Source organism: Rodentibacter sp., assembly GCF_057314195.1.
The window spans coordinates 33,224-39,705 of record NZ_DBHLAM010000025.1 but is presented as its reverse complement, the minus strand read 5'-3'; the positions used below and the strand labels follow the sequence as shown (position 1 = coordinate 39,705).

Below are 6,482 nucleotides of genomic sequence, written 5' to 3'. Positions count from 1 at the left end.
CAGCTAACGTTGCTAACTCCACTGCAAACTATGCAAATAGCACCGCATTGGTAGCAAATAGCACTGCGAACTATGCGAATAGCACTGCTCACGCGGCTAACTCCACTGCTAACGCGGCTAACAGCACAGCGAATGTGGCTAACTCCACTGCGAACTATGCGAATAGCACAGCTCACGCGGCTAACTCAACTGCTAACGCAGCCAACAGCACTGCCAACGTAGCGAACTCCACAGCGAACTACGCCAACAGCACCGCATTGGTAGCAAACAGCACTGCGAACTATGCAAACAGCACAGCTCACGCAGCAAATAGCACTGCAAATGCAGCCAATAGCACAGCTAACGTAGCGAACTCCACAGCGAACTACGCCAACAGCACTGCATTGGTAGCAAACAGCACTGCAAACTATGCCAACAGCACCGCATTGGTAGCGAACAGCACAGCTAACGTTGCTAACTCCACAGCGAACTATGCAAACAGCACAGCTCACGTGGCTAATAGCACAGCTAATGCAGCCAACAGCACTGCAAACGTAGCGAACTCCACAGCGAACTACGCAAATAGCACCGCATTGGTAGCAAACAGCACTGCGAACTACGCCAACAGCACCGCATTGGTAGCAAATAGCACTGCTAACTACGCGAACAGCACAGCTCACGCAGCTAACTCCACCGCAAATGCAGCAAACAGCACCGCTAACGTTGCTAACTCCACTGCAAACTATGCAAATAGCACCGCATTGGTAGCCAACAGCACCGCTAACTACGCGAATAGCACCGCATTGGTAGCAAACAGCACAGCGAACTATGCAAATAGCACTGCTCACGCGGCTAACTCAACTGCTAACGCAGCCAACAGCACAGCGAATGCAGCCAATAGCACCGCTAACGTAGCGAACTCCACAGCGAACTACGCTAACAGCACCGCATTGGTAGCCAACAGCACAGCGAACTACGCGAACAGCACAGCCAACGCAGCCAATAGCACAGCTAACGTAGCGAACTCCACAGCGAACTACGCAAATAGCACTGCATTGGTAGCAAACAGCACCGCTAACTACGCGAACAGCACTGCTCACGCGGCTAATAGCACTGCGAACGTAGCGAACTCTACAGCGAACTACGCAAACAGCACCGCATTGGTAGCAAATAGCACAGCGAACTATGCAAATAGCACTGCTCACGCAGCTAACTCAACTGCCAACGCAGCCAACAGCACTGCCAACGTAGCGAACTCCACAGCGAACTACGCGAACAGCACAGCTCATGCAGCTAATAGCACAGCGAATGCTGCAAACAGCACTGCGAATGTGGCGAATAGCACTGCCTTTGCCGCGAACTCCACTGCAAATGCAGCGAACACAACGGCGAATACGGCTAACACAACGGCGAACGCTGCCAATACCACTGCAAATACGGCAAATGCCACCGCGAACCAAGCATTGAATGCTGCGAACGCCGGTTGGGAATTGACCACCAATGCAACGGGTACGGGTATTGCGTCCGGTTCTAGCGTGGTGAACGTGAATGCAACGAATAAACTCGTGACCTTCACAGCAGGCGATAACATTGAGATCACACAAAGCGGTCGAAATGTCACCATGGCCTTGGCGCGCAATATCAATGTGAACAGTGTGACCACCAACGATCTCACTGTGAGCGGAACGGCGAACTTCACCGGTACGACTAACTTGAGTGGCACTACAAACATTAGCGGTAACTTGAATGTTACAAGCGGTACTAATGTGAACATGGGCGGTAACCGCATTCAAAACGTAGGTAATGCGACAGCACCTACCGATGCGGTGAATAAAGCTTATGTGGATAATGCATTGCGCAATTCCGGAGCAGTTCCGGGCTTGGCAAATCGTGTAAATCAACTTGCTCGTGATTTGAATAAAGTTGATAAGAACGCACGTGCAGGTATTGCCGGTGCGATGGCGGCGAGCGGCTTGTATCAAGCTACTCAACCGGGTAAATCCATGGTTTCTGCGGGGGCGGCGACTTATCGCGGCCAAAACGCGGTTGCAGTGGGTTACTCTCGCTTGTCCGACAACGGTAAAGTGGGTATTAAATTCTCTGTGAATACGAATACTCAAGGCGATACCGGCGCGGCCGCAAGCGTGGGCTATCAATGGTAATGCGATAAATTAACGCGTTAAATACAACGAAAACCGCAGGTGAAAGCCTGCGGTTTTTTTGTGAGAGAAAAAAGGAAAGGAAAGGAAGAGCGCGAAGTGTTTAATGGGCACCGCATTGGGGGCGATGTTGGTCGCTAAAATAGGTGCGAAAAGATAGTAAGGTTGATTTTGTATTGAGCGTTTTTGGGCTTGTTCGTCGTGGGAAACTTTTCGCTAAAAAGAAATGGCGGCTTTGAGAAATTAGAGCTAGATCATATTTTTAAACATTACTTCTTTTTTTTCATAGAAATGACTTGAAAACCCTTCTTTACGAAGCTATTTTGATACTAAATCAAACCGAACCGAAAGGTTCTAACAACGCGAAGAGGTAAATGCTATGACATTAAATATCACCAGCAAACAAATGGAAATCACCCCTGCAATTCGTGAACATGTGGAAGGTCGTTTGGCGAAATTGGAAAAATGGCACACACAATTAATTAATCCGCATTTTGTGCTGAATAAAGTGCCGAACGGTTTTACCGTGGAAGCTTCTATCGGCACGCCGCTTGGCAATTTGCTTGCGACGGCGACCGCGGAAGATATGTACAAAGCGATTAATGAAGTTGAAGAAAAATTAGAGCGTCAGCTCAATAAATTACAACATAAAAGCGAATCGCGTCGCGCCGATGAGCGTTTGAAAGATTCTTTTGAATAGCATGACTGTCGATTTTCGACGAAATTTTTCCGTTAAAATGCCAAGGTAAGTGCCTTGGCATTTTTTTGTGGAGTAAATATGGTTTTGTTGCGATGCTTTATTTTCTCTGATTTTAAATTATTGTATGATGCGCATTACATAAATTTGCTATGAAGATGAATATTTTTAATGAAACCGACTTTTCTTGAATTTCGACACCTTAAAACGCTGCTGGCGTTGAAAGAAACGGGTAGCGTGTCTTTAGCGGCAAAACGGGTTTATCTCACCCAATCCGCGCTTTCTCATCAAATTAAATTGATTGAAGAGCAATTTGGTTTGCCATTATTTGAACGCAAAAGTAATCCGCTACGTTTTACCGCAGCCGGCGAGCGTTTAATTCGTCTTGCTAATGAGGTGATGCCGAAAGTGATCGATGCGGAACGCGATTTAACCCGTGTGAAGCATGGCGATGCGGGGCAACTGCGCATTGCGGTGGAATGTCACACTTGTTTTGACTGGCTGATGCCGGCGATGGATGAGTTTCGCCAACATTGGGGGCTGGTGGAATTGGATATTGTGTCCGGTTTTCATACGGATCCCGTTGGCTTGTTGCTTTCTCACCGTGCTGATTGGGCAATTGTGTCGGAATTAGAAGCGAATGATGAGGTGATTTTTAAACCGCTTTTTTCCTATGAAATGGTGGGCATTTGTTCGAAGGATCATTTGCTTGCGGCAAAAGAGGTTTGGGAAGCGGAGGATTTCGCCAATGAAACTTGGGTGACTTATCCGGTGCCGGACGATATGTTGGATTTGTTGCGCCAAGTGTTAAAACCCAAAGGCATTAATCCGACCCGACGCACCACCGAACTGACCATTGCGATGATTCAATTGGTGGCCAGTCGGCGCGGTATTGCAACCGTGCCTTATTGGGCGGCTTTGCCTTATTTGGAAAAAGGCTATGTGGTGGCACGCAAAATTACTCAAAACGGCTTGCAGAGCAATTTATATGCGGCGATTCGCAAAGAAGACGAAAATTTAGCCTATCTGGAAGATTTTTACCAAACCGTGAAAGCGCAAAGCTTTTCCACCTTGCCGGGATTATCCGTTTTAGATTTAGAGAAGTAGCATGGATTTTTCTCCACAATTTTTTCCACAATATGCCCAACGCTATCCCGTTCGCGCGGCAGCCAAAGCTGCGCTTCCTTACAGTGCGCCGATGATTGCCGGATTTTTATTTCTCGGTATGGCGTACGGCATTTATATGAAGGCGCTTGGATTTGGTTTTTTATATCCGATGTTAATGGCGTTGTTAATTTATGCCGGCTCGGTGGAATTTATTGCCGCCGCCGCTTTGGTGGCGCCTTTTTCACCTTTGAGCGTGTTGCTGATTACGTTGATGGTGAGCGGGCGGCAGATTTTTTATGCCATTTCCATGTTGGAAAAATACGGCAGTTGGTTGGGCAGAAAGCGCGGCTATTTAATTAGTTCGCTGGTGGATGAATCCTTTTCGCTTAACTATATGGCGAAAATTCCGGCGCATTTGGACAAAGGTTGGTATATGTTTTTTGTCAGCCTTTATTTGCATCTTTATTGGGTGTTAGGTGCGGCGATGGGCAATCTATTCGGTCATATTTTGCCGGTAGATTTAAAAGGCGTTGAATTTGCGATGACCGCGCTTTTTTTAGTGATTTTTGCGGAAAATTGGATGAAAGAACAATCTCACGAGAGTTTGTTACTCGGTTTATTTATTGCTTTTATTTCGTTACTGGCGGCCGGCAAAGAACATTTTTTGATTCCGACTTTACTGGGGATTTGGCTTGTTTTGACTTTGCGTCGCCCTAAATTAGCAACGAAATTGGAGGCGCTAAAATGACCCTGACCGAACAGATTGTGACTATCGGAATTTGTGTCCTTGCGGTGCAATTTACCCGTTGGTTGCCGTTTTGGGTCTTTCCGGCGAATCGCCCGATTCCGGAATATATTCGCTATCTTGGTAAAGTGTTGCCGGCGGCGATGTTCGGTATGCTGGTGGTGTATTGCTATAAGAATCTGGATGTATTGAGCGGTTATCACGGGTTGCCCGATTTTCTTGCCGGTGCGCTGGTATTGGTTTTACACTTTTGGCGAAAAAATATGTTCTTGTCCATCGCGGCGGGCACGATTTTCTATATGATTTTAGTGCAAAGGGTTTTTATTTAATTTTTTACAAAATAGAAATTTTAAGGCAACCAATCGGTTGCCTTTTTCGTTGCTGTTTTTGCTTTTTTAATGCGGTGCCAAATCGGCTTGTTGTGGGGCGATGATTTAACGTGCCGTCAGATGGGCTTTCAATGCGGTGCTAAATCGGCAGGTCACCACAACTGGTACAAGGCAATCACTAACGGCATTGTAAATACGCAAAGTAGCGTGGTGACGCCGTAAATTGCACTGGCTTTTTGTGCGTTATTGCCGAAAATCAGTGCCATTTGGGTGACGGTCGCCGCGGATGGGCTGGTGGTGGCGAGGAAACTGATGAGGGCAATGGTTTCGCCGTTTTCTAACCAGCCGGCAAAGCCGCAAAGTTTCACAACTGTCAACAAAAAAATCGGAATCAACAGCAAGCGGAGCGCGGTGACGAGATAGATTCGTTTGGAGGAAATGAGTTGTCGCAATGGGATCGAGGCGATTAGCATGCCGGCAATCAACATGGCGTTCGGGCCGATAAAAATACCCACCGCCGAAAGCGTGCCGTTAATAAAATTCGGTAATTTAATTTGCAAAGCAAATAACAGTACGCCGATAAAAATTGACCATAAATTAATATTTTTCAACATTACTTTCAGACTTAAATTGCCTTTACCGACAATGATTAAGCGCAAATGCGTCCAAAATAAAAAGGTTTGCACCACGATAAAACAGGTGGCGTAAATCACCCATTCTTTACCGAATAATGACATGACAATCGGGATAATTAAATTGCCGCCGTTGGAATAAATGGCGGTGGCGTGTTCAATGGCGTCGAGTTTTAGTACGCGTTTTAGCAAGGCGCCGGTGATGATTAAGATGAAGTGTAGAAATACGGCCATGCCGAGAGAGAGCATTAAGCCTTGCAGAATTTCCGGTTTGTAGTCAATTTGGAAGGCTTCAATCATAACGGCGGGGCTGATGATGTAAAGGCCGATAATGGAAAGCGGTTTGCTGTCTTCAGATTTGAGTAGTTTGGCTTTTACCAAACCGTAGCCCATTAACACAATAATCGTGAGCTCGATAATTTTGCCGCCAAGTAAAAATGCGATGTCCATAGGAAGAAAAACAAGAATCAGAAAAATGTTGCGTTATTAGACTACAGTTAAATTGACATCCTCCTCCGCCCTAAAGGACGGGGATTCCTACTAGCTCCCACGCTTTGCGTGGGCTACTCTCGGTGGGTTCTTGCTGCTGACCTCTATTGAAGTTCACTTCACAAGCTCTACGGCTGTGTCCCAGCCTGATATGTTTACGCTTGGACGATGGCTCGCCCACGCTCCAAAATGTTTAACGCCCCAACCACATCCGCATTTTCTGTATAGCCACATTCTACGCATTCAAAATCAGCCTGCGTTTGGCGATTTTCCTTTGCGGTATAACCGCAACAAGGGCAAGTTCGGCTTGTATTTTGCGGTGGAACAGCCACTAAAAAACCGCCT

Annotated in this window: 7 protein-coding genes; 5 read left to right on the top strand and 2 right to left on the bottom strand. The window is 46.7% G+C overall.

Features of this window, described 5'->3' with window-relative positions; translation table 11 throughout:
- From ACO59Y_RS03915 to ACO59Y_RS03895, 5 genes are all read left to right on the top strand, one after another.
- A partial coding sequence (locus ACO59Y_RS03915; RefSeq protein ID WP_486130823.1) for a YadA family autotransporter adhesin occupies positions 1-2,141 on the top strand: 2,141 nt, incomplete at its 5' end.
- A gap of 376 nt (positions 2,142-2,517) precedes the next feature.
- The gene (hpf, locus tag ACO59Y_RS03910; RefSeq protein ID WP_373604068.1) at positions 2,518-2,838 is read left to right on the top strand and encodes a ribosome hibernation-promoting factor, HPF/YfiA family; all 321 of its coding nucleotides are present in this window, start codon (positions 2,518-2,520) and stop codon (positions 2,836-2,838) included.
- Between the two features lie 168 nt (positions 2,839-3,006).
- The gene (locus ACO59Y_RS03905) at positions 3,007-3,942 is read left to right on the top strand and encodes a LysR family transcriptional regulator (RefSeq protein WP_373604069.1); all 936 of its coding nucleotides are present in this window, start codon (positions 3,007-3,009) and stop codon (positions 3,940-3,942) included.
- A 1-nt stretch (position 3,943) separates the two neighbouring features.
- The gene (gene azlC / locus ACO59Y_RS03900) at positions 3,944-4,690 is read left to right on the top strand and encodes an azaleucine resistance protein AzlC (RefSeq protein WP_486130820.1); all 747 of its coding nucleotides are present in this window, start codon (positions 3,944-3,946) and stop codon (positions 4,688-4,690) included.
- Positions 4,687-5,016: a branched-chain amino acid transporter permease gene (locus ACO59Y_RS03895; RefSeq protein ID WP_486130818.1), complete on the top strand. Its 330-nt coding sequence runs from the start codon at positions 4,687-4,689 to the stop codon at positions 5,014-5,016. Before azlC ends, ACO59Y_RS03895 begins: the two co-directional genes overlap by 4 nt.
- A gap of 152 nt (positions 5,017-5,168) precedes the next feature.
- On the opposite strand, the gene ACO59Y_RS03890 is transcribed toward ACO59Y_RS03895, so the two are convergent.
- Both ACO59Y_RS03890 and ACO59Y_RS03885 read right to left on the bottom strand, forming a co-directional pair.
- Positions 5,169-6,098, bottom strand: a complete 930-nt coding sequence (locus tag ACO59Y_RS03890; RefSeq protein ID WP_486130816.1) for an AEC family transporter — start codon at positions 6,096-6,098, stop codon at positions 5,169-5,171.
- Positions 6,099-6,292: 194 nt separating this feature from the next.
- Positions 6,293-6,482, bottom strand: a 190-nt coding sequence (locus tag ACO59Y_RS03885) for a zinc ribbon domain-containing protein (RefSeq protein ID WP_486130814.1), incomplete at its 5' end; no start/stop codon positions are given.

Bases quoted from the DNA above. Each gene is read 5' to 3' on its own strand.
- hpf (WP_373604068.1), top strand. From the start codon at position 2,518: ATGACATTAAATATCACCAGCAAACAAATGGAAATCACCCCTGCAATT.
- ACO59Y_RS03905 (WP_373604069.1), top strand. From the start codon at position 3,007: ATGAAACCGACTTTTCTTGAATTTCGACACCTTAAAACGCTGCTGGCG.
- azlC (WP_486130820.1), top strand. From the start codon at position 3,944: ATGGATTTTTCTCCACAATTTTTTCCACAATATGCCCAACGCTATCCC.
- ACO59Y_RS03895 (WP_486130818.1), top strand. From the start codon at position 4,687: ATGACCCTGACCGAACAGATTGTGACTATCGGAATTTGTGTCCTTGCG.
- ACO59Y_RS03890 (WP_486130816.1), bottom strand. From the start codon at position 6,098: ATGGACATCGCATTTTTACTTGGCGGCAAAATTATCGAGCTCACGATT.